Genomic DNA, 18,047 nt, shown 5'->3' with positions numbered 1-18,047 from the left:
ATAAATAAATAATAATTACGCCTTACTGCAAATCACCAAATGATATAAGCGGCTAAACTTGCCGTATTTACTCGTTATGCAGCCTGGGTGCTGCCGGAATCAGGAGATTGTCTCTATGCCTTGCCTACTCAGGCCACACGTTTATCTGTTTTTGACACTCTGGCTTGTCAGCGTGGTCGTCGCTGCTGCCTCAACCGGCAGCCTGGACAGCCCCCAGAGACTAGAGGCCTTTATCGACGGGCTGATAGAACCCAGGATGAAGGAAGAGCATCTTGCTTCTGTATCGGTGTCGATAGTGCATAGGGGAGAGCTGATCCTCTCAAAGGCCTACGGATACAGTGACATCGAGCAGCAAAAGCCAGCCGATCCTGAACGAACATTGTTCCGGCCAGGTTCAATTTCCAAGCTGTTTACCTGGATCGCGGTAATGCAGCTGGTGGAACAGGGCAAACTGGATTTGGACCGAGACGTGAATCAGTACCTGAAATCATTTCAGATACGGGATAGGTTTCCGTCTGATCCTATTACCTTGCGTCATCTAATGACCCACACACCAGGATTTGAGGATGGGGGTTTGGGTTACTTGCAGCCCACGGAAGTGGATCGAATTCTGCCTTTAAGTGAAGCAATGCAGAAGTACCAACCACAACGCATCCTGCCACCGGGACGGCAGGTATCCTATTCTAACTACGGAACCGCCTTGGCAGGGCTGATTGTTGCGAATGTTTCCGGTTTGAATTATCAGGAGTATGTCCGTCGCCATATCTTTGAACCGTTGAACATGCAGCGTTCCACGTTTATTGAACCGCTGCCTGCTCACCTCATCGATGATATGGCCATCGCCTATGCCTATGAGGGCGGGGATTTTGTCCCTCACCCATTTGAAATTATCAGCAACTTTGCACCAGCGGGTGCCATGAGCGCAACGGCAGACGATCTGGCCCGGTTTATGATGGCTATGTTGCGCTATGGGAAATTCGGTGAGCGAAGGATTCTCCAGGAAGTTACGGCCAAAACTCTATTGGAGCGGGCGTTCAGCACAGACTCCCGTTTACCGGGAATGGCGCTGGGTTTTTATGAAAGTATAGTGAATGGTTATCGGTTGGTGGGCCATGGTGGTGATACCGATTTCTTCCATTCCGATCTAGCCTTGGATTTTCAAAATCAACTGGGCATTTTTATTTCCGTTTCTGGCAGAACCGGTGGGGATCTGCGTTCAGCATTTATACCTGCGCTTTACGATCACCTTTTTGCCAGCAAAAGAGAATCTTCAAGCACTGAGAGAAACTTCGGTAATCGGGTCAGTGACTATAGCGGCGAGTTCAAATTCTGGCGAGCCAACTTTTCTACGCTGGAAAAACTGTTCTCTTTATCCGCCGGCATCAAGGTCATGCCTGGTGAAAACAGTAGTTTGGTCATGGAGCAGGGTGGAGAGGTCTTTCAATACGTTGAAATCGGTGCGGACCACTTTCAAGAGATAAACTCCGAGAATCAGGTCGCATTTCAACGGGATGATTCGGGGGAGGTGACGGGACTGATATTCAGTTGGGGGCCTTTTCTGTCCGCCTACAAAGCCCCGTTTTACGAGACGTCGGCATTAAATCAGTGGCTTCTCGGTCTGGCGGCACTGGTATTTATCAGTGCAACACTGCGGCGTCTGTATCAAAAACCCGAGCCTTGGATGGTTGGTAGCGCGGTGTGGGTGTCTGTTGCGCATTTGGCGGTATTGCTTGTGGGCGCGCTCAGCTTCGGGTTGACGGCGGAAGTCTTGGGAGAAAGAGTACCGTGGCAGGTTAAGGTCTGGCTGATACTGCCTATTCTAGCCACGCTGTTGACGGCTTACCTCAGCTATCAGGCCGTGGTGGTGTGGAAGACTCAGATCGGAACTCTCTTTTATCGGATTCGACTCAGTGTTGTTGTCGTGATGTCTCTGGCGATGGTCTGGTTCTACTGGTTTTGGAACATGCTGGGATTTCAGTACCTGTAGCGACTGACGCTCAAGGCGTTTCAAAAATACAAGTATAGAGAGAGTCATGACAATAAAAAATCACGAATCGGGTGAGATGCTGGGTCACCCGAAAGGCCTGTTTTTGCTGTTTGGTACTGAAATGTGGGAGCGCATGAGTTACTTCGGTATGCGCGGCATCTTCGTCCTTTATCTGACGCAGGCGGCGACAGCGGCCGCCATGGGGTGGTCTCACCTCAGTTTCGAGCAACTGCAGTCCAACGCGCTGAGTATTCTTGGCACCTATGCGATGTTGGTGTACCTGACGCCTGTCATCGGCGGCTGGCTGGCTGATAACAAGCTGGGTCAACGTAAAGCCATTCTCATCGGTTGCTTATTAATGATGACAGGTCAGTTCATTTTGGGGACTCCTCATTGGATGATACCGGGCCTGGAAAGACTGTTTTTGTGGTGCGGACTGACACTGCTGATTGTGGGTAACGGCTTCTTCAAACCTAACATTTCCACAATGGTCGGTGATCTTTACACGCCGGGAGATCAGCGGCGCGACAGTGCGTTTACCATTTTCTATATGGGTATCAACCTGGGGTCTATATTGGGTTACTTTGTTGTCGGCTCCATCGGTGAGAAAATCAATTATCAATATGGATTTCTTGCCGCCGGTATGGGTATGGGGATTGGGTTAATGCTGCAGCTTTTCATGGCTCGAAGATACCTTGGCGATATTGGCAACAAACCCGCCGCTCAATTGGCTTTGGCCAAGGAGGGCAAACACAAACCTCTGTCGCAACAAGAGCGCGACCGAATCAAGGTCGTGCTTGTTCTCGGTTTATTTACGGTCATGTTCTGGACGGGCTTCGAGCAGGCGGCTGGGTCCATGAACCTGTTTGCAAAATACAACACTGACTTGGTTTTTTGGGGTTGGGAGATGCCTGCCAGTTGGTTGCAATCGGTCAACCCGTTACTGGTTGTAGCGCTTGCACCGCTCTTCGCCAGCCTGTGGGTTCGTATGGATGACAGGGAACCCAATAGCCCGGTCAAATTCGCCTGGGGGCTTTTGATGCTGGGGGTTGGTTTTCTGGCCATGGTGGGGGCTGCCCTGCAAATAGACGGTAATCCCAGTGCCAAAGCCAGCGTTGTCTGGTTGATATTGGCCTATTTCTTTCATACCGTCGGTGAGTTGTGCCTTTCCCCGGTTGGTATGTCGATGGTGACCAAGCTGTCTCCGTTGCGCTACACCTCGTTGATGATGGGGCTATGGTATTTCTTTACGGGTCTGGCAAACAAAGCTGCAGGCGAGGTCGGGCGGCTTGTGGGCGAAGCAGGGCCTTTAGCCACCTTCGGGGGCGTGGCAGTGTCCTCCATTATCTGTGGTTTAGTCCTGTTTTTACTCTCCGATAAGTTGGTTGATTGGATGCACGGAGCAGAAGGCAAGCAAGCACGAGGTACTGCCATCGACAAGTCACCACTGTCTGCGCCATATGCCGAGATCGCTCAATAACCAGTGAATGATTTTGTCCACAAATATCGGACGCCTTCGACATTGTCCAGCTAATGTCCAATTCATAAACTCCTAACATCATACGCGTGAAACAACGCAAAAACGGCAGGAGTGCAACAACATGAACAAGTGGGAATGCCTGATCTGCGGCTTCGTCTATGACGAGAGCCTGGGATTGCCCGATGACGGCATCGCTCCTGGCACTCCGTGGGACGAAGTGCCAGAGGACTGGATGTGTCCGGAATGCAGCGTTGGCAAGCTGGATTTCGAGATGGTTCAGGTTTAGCTCTCGCCGCTTCGGCCATCCAATTTGTATACGGACAATGGAAACCCTATGACCACAGAAGCCTACATCTATGATGCCATTCGCACCCCGCGCGGCAGGGGTAAAGCCGGGGTGCCTGGCAAACCGGCCGGCAGTCTCTATGAAGTCAAACCTATTGATCTGGTGACCAACCTGCTCGACGCCATGCAGTCTCGCAACGAGTTGGACACCACTCAGATCGATGACATGGTTCTGGCAACTGGTGAGCCGATAGGCGAGCAAGGGCAAAATCTTGCCAAAACCGCGTTGGTGTATTCTGACTGGAACGACATCACTACTGGAGCGCAGCTGCACCGCTATTGTGCCGGCGGACTGGATGCTGTGAACGTCGCTGCCATGAAAGTACGATCCGGTTTTGAAACGATGGTTATCGGTGGGGGTGTCGAATCTATGTCACGTCTGGGCATCGGTGCCGGTGGTGCTGCCGTCAGTGACCCCTGGGTGTCCATGCGCAGTTACGTCATCTCCCAAGGTGTTGCGGCCGATTTGACCGCGACGCTGGAAGGATTTAACCGTGAGGATGTGGATCGCTACGCGCTGATGTCGCACCAGCGAGCCGCACATGCTCAAAACATTGGCTACTTCCAGCGTTCATTGGTGCCGGTTAAAGATATGAACGGCGTGACCATACTGGCCGAAGACGAGAGTGTTCGTGCAGACGTCTCGATTGAAAGTCTGGAGATGCTGCAGCCTTCATTTCGGATGTTTGGCGAATCCGGTCACAACGAATTGCTTAAATTCAAATACCCGCAGGTAGAAACAATCGACCACATTCATACTGCGGGTAACTCATCAGGGATTGCTGACGGCGCAGCCCTGGTTTTGGTTGGTAGCGAGGCGTCGGGTCGCGAGCAGGGGTTGCAACCCCGCGCCCGCATTGTCGCCTGTGCTACCACCGGTACCGAGCCCACCATTATGTTGGCAGGGCCAGTACCGGCAACACAAAAAGCCCTGAACATTGCGGGCCTGACCATCGACGATATTGATCTGTTTGAACTCAACGAAGCATTTGCTTCGGTGGTATTGCGCTATCAGAAAGCCCTGGGTATCGCCGATGAAAAAATCAATGTCAATGGTGGAGCAATTGCTATGGGGCACCCCATCGGCGCCACGGGAGCCATGTTGGTGAGTACTCTGCTTGACGAGTTGGAGCGTCGTGACCTGAAACGCGGTCTGATATCTCTCTGCGCCGGTGGCGGCATAGGTATCGCCACTATCATCGAACGGCTTTAGTGCCCTGAATCTGAAGTTCGTTACAGCAATAGAGTGCGGAATTAACTGATTATGGAATATATACGTTTAGAGCAAGACGCCGATGGCATTGTTGAGATGATTCTCGACCAGCCGGGTAAAGCGGTTAACACCATGGGAGCTGAATACGCTGAGGCGATGGCGGATACTGTCGCAACCCTGGAGGCTATGGTTGCCGATGGAGACATAAAAGGAGTCTATGTGCGCTCCGGTAAGGATACCTTTGTCGGAGGTGGCGATCTGTCGAGCATGCTGGATGCGCCCAAGCAGATGAGCGAGGCGGAGGCGACCGAAAAATTTGACGGTATTCTCGACGCCAAACGCTCCCTTCGACGGTTGGAAACGCTAGGGGTTCCTGTCGCCGTGGGTATTAATGGTGCGGCCTTGGGCGGAGGCTATGAAATTTGTCTGGCCTGCCACCATCGGGTCATCCTTGATGCCCCGGGTGTTCAGGTCGGACTGCCCGAAGCTCAGCTGGGTTTGATGCCAGGGGCCGGTGGGGTGGTACGCATGGTACGCATGTTCGGTTGCCAGAGCGCTATTGACTGGATATCGGCGGGTCGAAAGTTCAAAGCCCGCCAAGGATTCGAAAAGGGTTGGGTTGATGAAACCGCCGACTCGCTGGAAGACATGCACACCAAGGCCAAAGCCTGGCTGCTCGCGAACCCCGAAGCCCGCCAACCTTGGGATCGGGAAGGGTTTCGTATCCCAGGCGGGGCTCCCGGTGACAGTGCCATACCCAAAGCGCTGCAGGGATTGTTTCACTTCGGTCCGGGCAATGTCATCAATACCACCAAGGACAATCTACCGGCACCCAAAGCAATCTTTGCCTGCGTGCATGATGTAGCGCGAGTGGATTTTGACACTGCTGAAAAAATCGAGGCGCGTTATTTTCTCAAATTACTGGATTCCCAGGTATCCAGGAACATGATGCGTACCTTTTTCTTTCAACTGAATGACATTAACAAGGGACTCTCCCGTCCCGCTGATATTGAGACCACCCGTGTCGCCAAGTTGGGCATTCTGGGCGCGGGCCAGATGGGGGCGGGATTGGCGTTCACTGCTGCCAATGCAGGCATTGACGTGGTACTGAAAGACATTTCCGCTGACAACGCCGAGCGCGGCAAGGATTGGTGTCGAAAAGCCTGTGAAAAGAATCGTCGCATTGACCAACAGCAGGCAGAGCAACTGTTGCAGCGGATTACCCCGACCGGGGATTACCGTGATCTGTCTGACTGTGAACTGGTGATCGAAGCGGTTTTTGAAGACCGAAACATAAAGGCCCAGGTTACTCAGGAAACAGAGGTAGTGGTTAAAGAAAACTGCGTATTTGCCTCCAATACGTCAGCATTACCCATTACTGAATTGGCGCAGGCTTCTTCAAATCCGGAAAACTTCATCGGCATGCACTTCTTTTCTCCGGTGGAGAAAATGCCATTGGTCGAGATTATCTGCGGTGAACTAACATCCGCACAAACCCTGGCGAAGGCGTTCGATTTGGCGCGGCAGCTGGGTAAAACACCCATTGTGGTCAATGATGCCCCCGGCTTTTTTACCACGCGGGTGATCGGCACCACTATCTCCGAAGGTGCCACGATGGTCATGGAAGGGGTGCACCCGGCGCTGATCGAAAACGCCGCTCGCTTTAACGGCTCACCGGTAGGCCCTTTGTCGGCAATTGATGAAATCAGTCAGGAGACGGCCTACAAAAATGGCGAACAGGCCAAAGCAGATGCTGAGGCCAGAGGCGAAACCCCCGAACAGAAACCAGCCGCGCTATTAGTGGAAAGAATGGTGAAGGAGTTCGGACGCCGGGGCAAGGTACATGGTGGTGGTTATTACGAATACCCGCAAGAGGGCGCCAAATACCTGTGGCCGGGCCTGAAGGATCATTTTGCCCCTGAGGGCTATTGCGAGTTGCCGTTCGAAGATGTGAAAGATCGGCTGCTGTTCTGTCAGTGCATCGAAGCAGTACGTGCGATGGAAGAGGGCGTGGTGAATTCGGCGGCCGACGGCAATGTTGGGTCCATTTTCGGTATCGGATTTCCCGCTCATACCGGAGGTGTGTTTCAGTTTATCAATGCGTACGGAGTGCGCGAGTTTGTCTCCAGAGCAGCGGAGCTCACCGAAAAATACGGCTCCCGTTTTGCTCCACCTCAGTTACTGTTGGATAAGGCAGAGAAAAATCAGCTCTTTGTTTAGTCCTCTCGTGGTTTTGACGATTTCACCACATTCACAAGGAGCTTTTTATGCAAGACAACAGTTACGACTATATCATTGTCGGGGCCGGATCAGCTGGGTGCGTGCTGGCCAACCGGCTTTCTGAAGACAGCAGTTGCCGAGTACTGTTGCTGGAGGCGGGAGAGCCTGACAATCATCCTTTGATCCACATGCCTATTGGTTGGTCACAATTGGTGAGCAACGAAAAGTTCAACTGGCGATACTATAGTGAACCGGAGCCTGGTCTCAACGACCGTCGGATTCCGGTACCGAGGGGACGGGGTTTGGGTGGCTCCAGTTCCATTAATGGCATGGTTTACATTCGGGGGCAGGCGGAGGACTATGATGATTGGGCAGCCGCTGGCTGCACGGGTTGGTCCTATGCCGACCTGTTGTCTTACTTCAAGCGCTCGGAAAACTTCGAACCCACTGGCGCGGGTCCGTATCATGGCGCAAATGGTCCGTTGAATGTCAGTGAGCCTCGGATCGAGAATAAACTTTCTGATCTTTATATCGAGGCAGCGATAGAAGCGGGTCATCCTCGCAATCCGGATTTCAATGGTGTCAGCCAGGAGGGCGTTGGTTACTTTCACGTGAATCAAAAGAATGGTCGGCGGCACAGTGCTGCCGCAGCTTATCTCAAGCCTGTTAAAAACAGACAAAACCTTCACATCCATACCGGTGCTCTGGCCAGCGGCATACATTTCCAGCGGGGCCGAGCGGTCGCAGTGAGTTATCGCAGTGGCCAGGAGACATGCAAAGTATTGGCCGGGAAGGAAATCATTCTCTGTGGCGGTGCCATTAATACTCCTGCACTGTTGGAGCTTTCCGGCGTCGGGCGTCGAGACGTGTTGGCTAAGGCAGGCATTGAACCCGTGCATGAGCTACCTGGCGTGGGAGAGAATCTGCAAGAGCACCTTACCTGTTCCGTGCAATATAAGGTTCACAACGCCACAACCATGCGTGAGCAGGCAAGACCACTGGGGTTAATTAAGAACCTGCTGCGCTATCTGTTTACCCGGCGTGGACTCCTGACTGCTCCGGCGGCTACCGTTGGCGCCTTTTTACCTGGCCAGGGTGACACCAGACCGGCTTATCAAATTCACTTCGCCGCTGGTGTTGGTGAGGTTGATGATAAAGGCAACACAATATCGGCGGGATTTCCGGGGGTTACCTCCACAGGTTGCGTGTTGCGCCCAAACAGTCGGGGCAGTGTGCACGTCCATTCTGCGAATCCGCAACAGGCTCCTCATATACGCTTCAACTTCCTCGACAGCGAGGAGGACCGGCGCCGAATGATCGAAATCATTCGTCTGCAGAGGGATATCTTTAAGAGCCCAGCTTACAACGCCCATCGCGGTGAAGAGTATCTTCCCGGCTCGCAGGTACAGAGCGACGCAGAGATTCTGGAGTATATTCGTCAAAATGCCCACAGCGTCTATCACCCCGTGGGAACCTGCAAAATGGGCATCGATGACAGCGCCGTGGTCGACCCTCAACTGCGTGTGCGCGGAGTCAGGGGTCTAAGGATTGCGGACGCATCTGTATTTCCAAGCTTGATCTCCGGCAACACTCACGCAACCTGCGTGGTAATTGGAGAAAAGTGCGCGGATTTGATACGGCAACCGTCTCCGCAGTCAGATAAAACCAATGCCTCCAACTCCCGGGGCGTGAACTCCTCCGTTATGAACCACGAGACTGCATAATGAATTTTGAATTCTCCGAAGACCAAAATATGATCCGGGAACAGGCCAGGGGGTTTCTGGCCAAACACGCCAGCTCTGAAAAAGTGCGCGAAATCCTCGATACTGAGCGACGCTATGATGAAAGCCTGTGGCAGGGCATCGCCGAATTGGGCTGGACGGCTGCGGCCATACCCGAGGCCTATGGTGGATTGGCATTGGGTCACCTTTCTCTGTGTGTAATTGCGGAAGAGCTGGGGCGTTCTCTAGCCCCGGTGCCTTTTTCATCGTCGATTTATCAGGTGGCAGAAGCGCTGTTGGACGCTGGGACGGAGGCTCAAAAGCAAACCTGCCTGCCGAAGCTGGCAACGGGTGAATGGATCGGCACTTTTGCTTGTAGCGAAGGCAATACTGACCCACTGGAGACGCAAACGGTTTATCGGGATGGGCGCCTTTATGGCACCAAACGACCGGTGACGGACGGTGATATCGCCGACATCGCTATAGTTACCGCCACTATAGAGAACCAAGGCTCTAACAGTAGTGAGCTGACTTTGTTTCTGGTACATCTGGATTCGGCCGGGGTTGAGCGACAGCCCATCAGCTCTCTGGACCCAACCCGTGCCAGTGCCTTGCTTTCATTTAATGGTGTCAAGGCTGAACCGCTGGGGGCAACTGGCACCGGTGCTGCAATTGTGAATCGGGTATGGAATCGGGCGGCGGTGTTGCTGGCGTTTGAGCAACTGGGGGGTGCCCAGGCCTGCCTTGAAATGAGCCGTCAATACGCTATGGATCGATTTGCCTTTGGTCGACCTATTGCCAGTCTTCAGGCAATTAAACACAAGCTTGCGGATATGTACACGGCTATCGAATTGCTGCGCTCCAATGCTCTCTATGCTGCCTGGGCCCTTTCGGTGGATGACGACGAGCTGCCACTGGCGGCGGCCACCGCAAGAGTGGCCGGCATTCAAACTTACTACCAGGCCAGCAAAGAGAATATGCAAACCCATGGTGGCATGGGTTTTACCTGGGAGTTCGATTGCCATTTGCACTATCGTCGCGCCCATGAACTGGCGCTCTGTGTCGGCAACGAAAGTCACTGGAAGCGTCGCATGGTAGCGGCCTTGAAGGAGACCCGGAATGGATTTTAACGATACGCCCAGTGAGGCGAAATTTCGCGCGCAGGTGCGCGCCTGGTTGAAACAACATGCCACGCCCAAAATCAACGGTGTGGCCGCCAAACGCAAACTGCCCGAGGCGCAACAACTGCAAGCGGCCAAACACTGGCAGAAAAAAATCTACGATGCCGGTTGGGCCTGTATTACCTGGCCCAAAGCTTATGGCGGTCGAGGCGGCACTCAAATGGAGCTGGTAATCTGGCGCGAAGAGGTCGCTGACTACGACGAACTCGATGGTTTTTTTACCATCGGTCACGGCATGTGCGGCCCCGCTCTGATGGCCTATGCCACCGAAGAGCAAAAACGCCACCTCCTGCCGAGGCTGGCTTCCGGTGAAGACGTATGGTGTCAGCTGTTTTCTGAACCGGGCGCCGGCTCCGATGTGGCCGCGTTAAAAACCCGGGCAGATCCCTGCGGCAACGGCTGGAAGGTGAACGGCCAAAAAGTCTGGACCTCAGGGGCTCATTTCGCGGACTATGGTATCGTACTTTGTCGTACTGATCCCACCGTACCCAAGCATCAGGGCATTACCTTTTTCTTTATTGATATGAAGCAAGAAGGGGTAACAGCACAGCCAATAAAACAGGCCGACGGTGGTGCCCACTTTAACGAAGTGTTCTTTAATGATGCCGAGATTCCCGATATTCAGCGCCTGGGGGAAGTGGGCGGAGGCTGGAAAGGGGCGCTCACCGTTCTGATGAGCGAGCGCATGGCGGTAGGCAGTTTGCAGGCCACAGGCTTTCCTGAACTTTTATCGTTGGTTCAGCGCTTACCACTGGAAGATGGATTTGCGATCGACAATGCTGCGGTGGCGGACAAGCTGGCCGACTGGTACGTGAAACACGCGGGTCTCAAGCACACCAACTCCCGTATTCTCTCGGCCATTTCCCGGGGGGCTCCCCCTGGGCCTGAAGCCTCTATCGGCAAACTGGTGGCGGCGCCAATGAATCAGGACATTAACAGCTACGCCGTGCAGCTGTTGGGAATGAACGGCATGGTGACGGACCCTGAGCTGGCAGAAAAACAGGCACATTTTCAAAAGGAGATGCTATTTGCACCGGGCATTCGTCTGGCGGGAGGTACTGACGAGGTTATGCGCAATATTATCGCCGAGCAGGTGTTGGGCATGCCCCAGGATAAACGTGACGACAAGGATGTGCCCTTCAATGAGGTGCCGGTTGGTGTTTAGCAGGTGTCCCGACCCCAGAGAGATCTTGAACAGTGAAGAGGGTTAAAACGGTGAATGAGTTGACTGAATTTCGTCAGCAAGTGCGTCAGTGGCTGGAGCAAAACTGCCCTGTATCCATGCGCGGCGCCGCCGCGTTAGATGAAATCTACCGTGGAGGTAGCCGTGAAACGTTCAGTAGCGATGAGGCGAAGTTGTGGTTTGAGCGTATGCTCGACAAGGGTTGGACGGCGCCGGGTTGGCCCAAGCAGTACGGCGGCGCAGGTTTGTCGGACCCGCAAGTCAAAGTGCTTAAGCAGGAAATGAAGCGATTGGGCTGTCGTGCGCCTTTGGAGGCGGGGCAGGGGCTGGCGATGTTGGGGCCTGCATTGCTGGAGTTCGGTACCGAACAGCAAAAGCTTGAACATCTTCCACGAATCGCTCGCGGAGAGGTCCGTTGGTGTCAGGGTTACAGTGAGCCAGGCGCCGGATCGGATCTTGCCAATGTGCAGTGTCGGGCAAAAGACATGGGTGATCATTTCTTAATTAACGGCACGAAAATCTGGACCTCCAATGCGGATGTGGCTGACTGGATATTCTGTTTGGTCCGCACCGATCCAGATGCAGGCAAACAGGAGGGCATCAGCTTCCTGCTGGTGGATATGGCGCAACCAGGCGTGAGTGTAAAGCCTATTGAGCTCATTTCAGGAGATTCAGATTTCTGTCAGGTCTTCTTAGATGATGTGCGCGCAGAGAAGCACAACCTTATTGGCGAAATAAATCAGGGATGGACGGTTGGCAAGCGCCTGTTGCAACACGAACGTACACTGATGTCGGAAATTGGCGATCTTTCGATGGGAGCTGCCAGTGATTTACCAGAGTGTGCACGGCTTTATATCGGGTTGGAAAACGGAAAGCTGGCAGAATCACAGTTGAGGATGCGAGTGGCGCAATCGGAAATGAACAGCCAAGTACTGCAGCTAGCGCAACGCAAAGCATTCGAAGAAGCGAAGTCCGGAAGGGTGAACCCGGCAGCGACCTCCTTTTTTAAATACTACGCCACGGAACAGCAAAGTGTTCGTTATGAACTGATGCTGGCTCTTATGGGCGAGCGTGCGCTTGGTTGGGAGCACAAACGCATGGATGTGTCGAGCTTTGAAGATCAGGAACTCTCGGTTACCCGCAACTGGGCGTTTTCCAAGGCATTGACGATTGCCGGAGGCAGTTCGGAAATTCAACTCAACGTTATTGCCAAACGTGTATTGGGATTACCTGACCGAACCGAAGGAGCAAACAAATCGTGACCATGGTGTTAACTGAAGCCCAGAACCTGTTAAAGGACACGGCGCGAGATTTTATTCAATCCAAAGCGCCGGTGGCCGCACTGCGACAATTGCGAGAATATTATAAAGATCTTCCCGAGGGTTCTTGCAATGCAGCCGCGATCGAGTTGGGCTATTCTCAGGAGTTATGGGAGCAAATGTCCGAACTGGGTTGGGCGGGTATAGTCATCCCGGAAGCCTACGGCGGGCTGGAGTTTGGTTACCAGGGCTTGGGTGTGGTGCTGGAGGAGTGCGGACGAACGCTCGCCGCATCGCCATTGTTTGCTACGGTAGCGCTAGGGGCCGGCTGTATTCAGGAGATCGGTAGCGACGAACAAAAGCAGACGCTGCTGCCTAAGGTGGCTGAGGGACGTACCACGCTCGCGCTCGCGCTTGAAGAGCATCCTCGCCACACTCCAACTCGAATTGCCACCTGTGCAGAAGCCACTGATGATGGCTATACCCTCAAGGGTTTCAAAACATTTGTTCTAGACGGGCACTGTGCGGATCAACTGGTGGTTGTAGCCCGTACCAGTGGTGGTATTGAGGAGTCAGAGGGTATTAGCTTGTTCTTAGTAGACGCCAATGCCCCCGGCGTGCGCAGAAGCCGTACTGCAATGTTGGATAGCCGCAATGTTGCTCGTATCGTGTTTGATAATGTTCGACTGAAATCCGAGGCGCTTATTGGTATGGAAGGACAGGGTTATCCAGCGCTGGAGACTGTACTGGACAGAGCGCGCATATTACTGGCTGCCGAAATGTTGGGTGGTGTGCAGGAGTGCTTTGAACGCACGATTGAATATTTGAAGGAGCGGGAGCAGTTCGGTACCAAGATCGGGTCTTTTCAGGCGCTGCAACACCGTGCTGCGAAGATGCTTACAGAAGTGGAGCTGAGTCAAGCGGCCGTAATGGCGGCGCTTTCGGCGCTTGATGAAAATTCCTCGAATGCCCGGTTGCTGGCCAGTTTGGTAAAGGCACGACTTAATGATACCTTTGAGTTGATTACTAACGAAGCTGTGCAGATGCATGGGGGTATGGGGGTTACCGATGAGCTGGATATCGGATTGTTTCTAAAACGGGCCCGGGTAACCATGCAGATTCTTGGTGATAGCAGTTATCACCGGGATCGTTATGCTTCGTTGAGTGGGTACTGAGTGTTGGGGCACATCTGACCTAATAGTACTTAGACAGTTGAAGGCAATCTCAGACTCGCTTCGGCGGTTACGGTCTTACCTTTCTTGCTTTCCGCCCAAACTTCAAGACGAACGATGTTGTCTGGCTCAAGGGCAATGACTTTTGCTCCAAAAGAAAGCACATCACCCGGGCAATTAAAGGTGGTCATTCTAAGGGAAGTGATCTTGCGCAATGTTCCCTTTGATCCCATCCACTCGCGAAGCGTGCGCTCGATCATGCCCATGATAAAAAAAGTATTGGCAAAAGCATCGGGTGATCCAGTGGCAATCGCCGCTTCCCGATCATGATGCATCAGCGACAGATCACGATTGGCGCCTGCTTCCATTACCAGTCTCTGTAAGGTCAAAGTTATTGAGACAGGTGGAACCTCCGTGCCTACTTCTACGTCTTCAAAATAGACTTGGTGCAACAGGTCTTTCATATAGGTGCATCCTCATGGGGTACAAATCGAAAGATGTCCATATGGACAATGGCTACCGTTTCTCCCCGTTGGTTGGTATAAGTGTCTTGTTGCCTGAGAAAAGCGCCTTTACCGACGCTCATCGTTTTGTGAGTGACGCCCACCAGTTTGCTGGTGTTTGTAAGTTGATCACCGAGCAACAGCGGAGCGCCAAATTCTACGTCCACGCTGGTAGCAAAACTGAGGATGCACGGAGCAGGCACATCGAAGATCGCCGGGATATTGATCTGCTTGGCCGGGTCTTCAAGTTGTTGTTGCGGATCGCCCGGTTTCCAATAGGGACCAACGCCATAGGTAAAAGCCATCGTCGCCGGTGCGACAATGTCCGGGAAGCCGGCATCCTTGGCTGCTGATGAGTCGGTATGAATCGGGCAATCGAATTCTTTTGCTTCCAACCAGCGCCGAATGCTGCCCTTTTCCACCGCGTCTGCGCCATGACTTACGCCAATGATTTTTCCGAGCAGGGCTTGAGTTTCTTCCCAGCTACCCCATTTGCCCCATCCGCTATTACTCATAACCTAATCCTCTGCTTGGTGATGCTCCCGGGTGTGCCGGGAGCATCACTGCTTAAACAACCGGGCTGGAGGGTGTGAAATACGGGATGGTGATGTCTTCGGTGGCTTGTTGAAAAACCACGTCTACCTCCATGCCGATTTCGATCTCGTCTGGATCGCAGTTCAGCAGATTGGTGCACATGCGCACGCCCTCCGGGAGATCCACCCAAGCCAGAATAATTGGCAGATCCTGCTGGAACATAGGTTCCAATCCTTCGTAGGTTACGGAGAAGGAAAACACCTTGGCTTTACCGCTGGATTCAATCCAGTCGAGATTCTCTGACCAGCACTCCGGACAGTGCTTGCGTGGATAGAAGATGTTGCTGTCGCAATCACGGCAGTGCTGGATCATCAGCTTGTGCTGGCGAGTACCCTCCCAGAAAGCGGCGCTGTGTGGCTGAATCACGGGTAGTGGTTTCTGGTAGTTACTCATCTTGGTTCGCTCCCGAAAACAGTAGTGCAGGTGTTCATGCCGGATCCGCCGGACGTTGTAACAATGACGTTATTGCAGTTCTGAATCTGCCGTTCACCGGCTTCGCCTCGGATCTGGCGGACACAGTCGATGTAGAAGGCCATGCTGACGCCGGAGCCGGTGTGGCCGCGTCCAATGGCATCACCCATGGTGGTGCAAGGCAGGTCGCCTCCCGGCCCGCAACGGCCTTCGGCCCAGGCAATGGCACCCTGGTTTTCCGGCACCGCTCCGTAGCCCTCCAGGGCTGAGCACTGGGTAAAGGGGTAGGCGCCGTAGATCTGCCGCAGATCTATATCGTCAATGGTCATGCCGGCTTGCTTAAGCGCGTCCTGGCTGGAGGCGCGATAGGATTCGCGGAAGAAAATATCCTCCCGAGTAAACGGAGCTGCGCTGGTAAAGCGAGTGCCGTGACCCAGTTTGTAGGCATGGCGGCCGTCGCCCATCTGACGCGCAATTTCATGTGAGGTCACCACCATTGCGCCTCCGCCGTCTGCAAGCAGATTGCACTCGCGTGCATGCAGGGGGGTACTTACCATGCGCGATTCCAACACGTCATCCAGCGTAAGAGGTTTGCCGTAGAAGATCGACATGGGGTCCATCGCCGCCCAGGCTCTCAGGCCAACGGTTACTGCGGCCATCTGTTCCTGGCTGGCACCGGTTTCGTACATGTAACGATTGGTGATCAAGCCCATGGAGCCATTGAAACTCACGCCCCAGGGATACTCCCATTGTTTATCAAGAGGAGCCGTAGCAAAGAAGTTGATGAGGTCTGCGGGTGGCATGTCCGACTGTACTGTGGTGTGTGGGATCAGTACAAAATTTGCCTGCCCGGAGTCTATAAGCTCCTGTGCCAGGCGCAGGCAATTGGTATTTGAGGTGCCACCGGCGTTGGCGATACAGATATCGCGGCATCCTTTCAGTCCCAACACATCCGGAATCTTTCCCAGTGCCATGTCGTTTTGCATTTCCGGCTGCGCCATGGGGTTAGGCGAAATCACGGCATTGATTTCGTTCTTGTCGATACCGGCGTCCCTTACGGCGCCTACACAGACTTCCAGCAAAATATCCCAACGGGTGCGCTCGGGGTCACGTTTGGTCGGAACTTCAGCGATTCCGACAATGGCCAGGCCTTTGCTCATACGGCTGCCTCCTTAGTTGGATTGGCTTGGGTTGAAATGGCATTAGATGAGTAAACCTCATTAATGGGATCTGTGTCAATAATTTGATGTGTATTATTTATTTACTGACCTAAATTGTCGTTGTAAACAACCACTATATAGACAAGGTTATTAGGGCTGAAAGTTTTATCCAGGAATCGTATATCGAATAAAAAGCTTATAAAACAAATAGTTGTTATAATATCATCGAAATTTTAAGTCGGTCTGCCAGTAGAGAAAATGTTTTTCTGGACTTAATGGGTATCGCTCATTAATATTTTAAGAGTAATCGGGAGTCAGATAGATATCACTGAAAATCAAATTAAAATTTGGTAATAAGTGAGTGAAATTTATATGGCGTGAAGATACTCAGAATCAATGGCGGCAGTTGGAGTCGATATCCATGAACTTTGAAGAGCAAGAACACATTACGATGTTGCGGCAGAGTATTCGCCGCTTCTTGGACCAGAACTATTCAAGAGAGCAGGCCCGGGAACAGGATCGCACCATGGCGTTCGCCCGGGAGGCGTTCCAAAAGCTGTGTGATCTCGGGGTGACCGGATTAACAGTGCCGGAGGAGTATGGTGGCGCTGGAGTGGATGTGGTCGCCGCCATGGCAACCATTGAGGAGTTATGCAAGCGTGGCACCGGCCTCGCGGGCCCCTTTATCCACTGCGCATTCTACGGGGGTATGAACCTGGTCGAAAATGGCAGCGAGGCGCAAAAGCGTGAGTTTCTGCCCAGGCTGGCAACAGGTGAATTGCTGTTTGCCTATGGTCTCAGTGAGCCGGACGTTGGCGGTGATCTGCCGTCGGTAAAGGCGACCGCGACTCTGAAGGAGGATGGCAAGACCCTGGTGCTCAATGGCACCAAGCGTTGGTGTACCGCCGCGCGTATTGCGGACTATATCTTAACGCTGGTACGCACGGGCCCGGTTGAGGAGAAGTACAAGAACCTGTCGATGGTGATGGTGCCCGCCTCAGCGCCGGGTATTACCATTGTGGATATTGAACACACCGGCATTCACTATGCCGAAACCACCGATGTCATTATGGAAGACGTGGAAGTCTCTATCGACAATGTTCTTGGTGGGCCGGATTGTCTCAACAAGGGTTGGCCCATGCTGGTGGGGCGTGGTCTGGATGTGGAGCGCCTGGAGACGGCTGCCATTGGTGTGGGTATTGCCACGGCCGCAGTGGAGGATGCCTGGCAGTACGCCCAGGAGCGCTCCCAGTTCGGCAAAAAGATCTGCGGTCACCAGGCGGTGCGCCACTCGCTGTCGGACGTGAAGACCAAGTTGCAGGCCTGTCGACACATGCTCTATCACGCCGCCTGGCTCGCCGATGCGGGCAAGGATCTGGCGGTAGAGAGTTCCATGGCGAAATTGTTTGTGGGTGATACGTCGGTAGAGATTGTGCTGGAGTGCCAGCGCATTATGGGTGCCTATGGTTACGCCAATGAGTACGATATGGAACGTTATGTTCGAGATATTCTGTCGTTGCCGATTGCCGGTGGTTCCTCCAATATGCAGAAGAACAATATTGCCAACCGCCTGGGTTTACCCCAGCGCTAAGAGGTGAGCAAAGCAAAGAAAACGGCC

15 protein-coding genes are annotated in these 18,047 nt (G+C 53.3%); 11 read left to right on the top strand and 4 right to left on the bottom strand.

The genetic code is table 11. The annotated features are described in order from the left end of the window. The first annotated feature begins 115 nt into the window (after positions 1–115). From HBA55_RS00645 to HBA55_RS00600, 10 genes are all read left to right on the top strand, one after another. Complete coding sequence (locus HBA55_RS00645) at positions 116–1,987, top strand: serine hydrolase domain-containing protein (protein ID WP_166985412.1); 1,872 nt, start codon at positions 116–118, stop codon at positions 1,985–1,987. A 46-nt stretch (positions 1,988–2,033) separates the two neighbouring features. Continuing rightward, positions 2,034–3,467, top strand: a complete 1,434-nt coding sequence (locus HBA55_RS00640; protein WP_240945847.1) for a peptide MFS transporter — start codon at positions 2,034–2,036, stop codon at positions 3,465–3,467. Positions 3,468–3,588: 121 nt separating this feature from the next. Beyond that, positions 3,589–3,753 carry a rubredoxin gene (locus HBA55_RS00635; RefSeq protein WP_166985409.1) on the top strand — a complete coding sequence of 55 codons (165 nt, stop codon included), beginning with the start codon at positions 3,589–3,591 and terminating at the stop codon, positions 3,751–3,753. A 48-nt stretch (positions 3,754–3,801) separates the two neighbouring features. Further along, entirely contained in the window at positions 3,802–5,025 is a 1,224-nt protein-coding gene (locus tag HBA55_RS00630; RefSeq protein WP_166985407.1) for an acetyl-CoA C-acetyltransferase, read from the top strand. Positions 5,026–5,076: 51 nt separating this feature from the next. After that, the gene (locus tag HBA55_RS00625; protein WP_166985404.1) at positions 5,077–7,245 is read left to right on the top strand and encodes a 3-hydroxyacyl-CoA dehydrogenase NAD-binding domain-containing protein; all 2,169 of its coding nucleotides are present in this window, start codon (positions 5,077–5,079) and stop codon (positions 7,243–7,245) included. Positions 7,246–7,292: 47 nt separating this feature from the next. Continuing rightward, positions 7,293–8,969 carry a GMC family oxidoreductase gene (locus HBA55_RS00620; RefSeq protein ID WP_166985401.1) on the top strand — a complete coding sequence of 559 codons (1,677 nt, stop codon included), beginning with the start codon at positions 7,293–7,295 and terminating at the stop codon, positions 8,967–8,969. Then, complete coding sequence (locus HBA55_RS00615; protein WP_166985398.1) at positions 8,969–10,096, top strand: acyl-CoA dehydrogenase family protein; 1,128 nt, start codon at positions 8,969–8,971, stop codon at positions 10,094–10,096. The genes HBA55_RS00620 and HBA55_RS00615 overlap by 1 nt, the downstream gene beginning before the upstream one ends. Beyond that, positions 10,086–11,312, top strand: a complete 1,227-nt coding sequence (locus HBA55_RS00610) for an acyl-CoA dehydrogenase family protein (RefSeq protein ID WP_166985395.1) — start codon at positions 10,086–10,088, stop codon at positions 11,310–11,312. Before HBA55_RS00615 ends, HBA55_RS00610 begins: the two co-directional genes overlap by 11 nt. A 32-nt stretch (positions 11,313–11,344) precedes the next feature. After that, positions 11,345–12,592, top strand: a complete 1,248-nt coding sequence (locus tag HBA55_RS00605; protein ID WP_338109342.1) for an acyl-CoA dehydrogenase family protein — start codon at positions 11,345–11,347, stop codon at positions 12,590–12,592. Positions 12,593–12,594: 2 nt separating this feature from the next. Further along, positions 12,595–13,764 carry an acyl-CoA dehydrogenase family protein gene (locus HBA55_RS00600; protein WP_206019528.1) on the top strand — a complete coding sequence of 390 codons (1,170 nt, stop codon included), beginning with the start codon at positions 12,595–12,597 and terminating at the stop codon, positions 13,762–13,764. Between the two features lie 29 nt (positions 13,765–13,793). On the opposite strand, the gene HBA55_RS00595 is transcribed toward HBA55_RS00600, so the two are convergent. From HBA55_RS00595 to HBA55_RS00580, 4 genes are read right to left on the bottom strand one after another with little or no spacing between them, the layout of a single operon-like run. Then, positions 13,794–14,225 carry a hotdog family protein gene (locus tag HBA55_RS00595; protein ID WP_166985389.1) on the bottom strand — a complete coding sequence of 144 codons (432 nt, stop codon included), beginning with the start codon at positions 14,223–14,225 and terminating at the stop codon, positions 13,794–13,796. After that, positions 14,222–14,779, bottom strand: coding sequence for an FAS1-like dehydratase domain-containing protein (locus HBA55_RS00590; protein ID WP_166985385.1), 558 nt, complete (start codon positions 14,777–14,779; stop codon positions 14,222–14,224). The genes HBA55_RS00595 and HBA55_RS00590 overlap by 4 nt, the downstream gene beginning before the upstream one ends. Positions 14,780–14,831: 52 nt before the next feature. Next, positions 14,832–15,251, bottom strand: a complete 420-nt coding sequence (locus HBA55_RS00585; protein WP_166985382.1) for a Zn-ribbon domain-containing OB-fold protein — start codon at positions 15,249–15,251, stop codon at positions 14,832–14,834. Then, positions 15,248–16,429, bottom strand: coding sequence for a thiolase family protein (locus HBA55_RS00580; RefSeq protein ID WP_166985379.1), 1,182 nt, complete (start codon positions 16,427–16,429; stop codon positions 15,248–15,250). The genes HBA55_RS00585 and HBA55_RS00580 overlap by 4 nt, the downstream gene beginning before the upstream one ends. A 361-nt stretch (positions 16,430–16,790) precedes the next feature. Here HBA55_RS00580 and HBA55_RS00575 point away from each other — a divergent pair, with 361 nt between their 5' ends. Further along, complete coding sequence (locus tag HBA55_RS00575) at positions 16,791–18,020, top strand: acyl-CoA dehydrogenase family protein (RefSeq protein WP_338109341.1); 1,230 nt, start codon at positions 16,791–16,793, stop codon at positions 18,018–18,020. Positions 18,021–18,047 lie beyond the last annotated feature (27 nt).

It is taken from the genome of Pseudomaricurvus alkylphenolicus (assembly GCF_011683955.1).
Lineage (GTDB): Bacteria > Pseudomonadota > Gammaproteobacteria > Pseudomonadales > Cellvibrionaceae > Pseudomaricurvus > Pseudomaricurvus alkylphenolicus.
The sequence above is the reverse complement of the archived record's forward strand: the minus strand, read 5'-3'. Positions and strand labels throughout refer to the sequence as shown.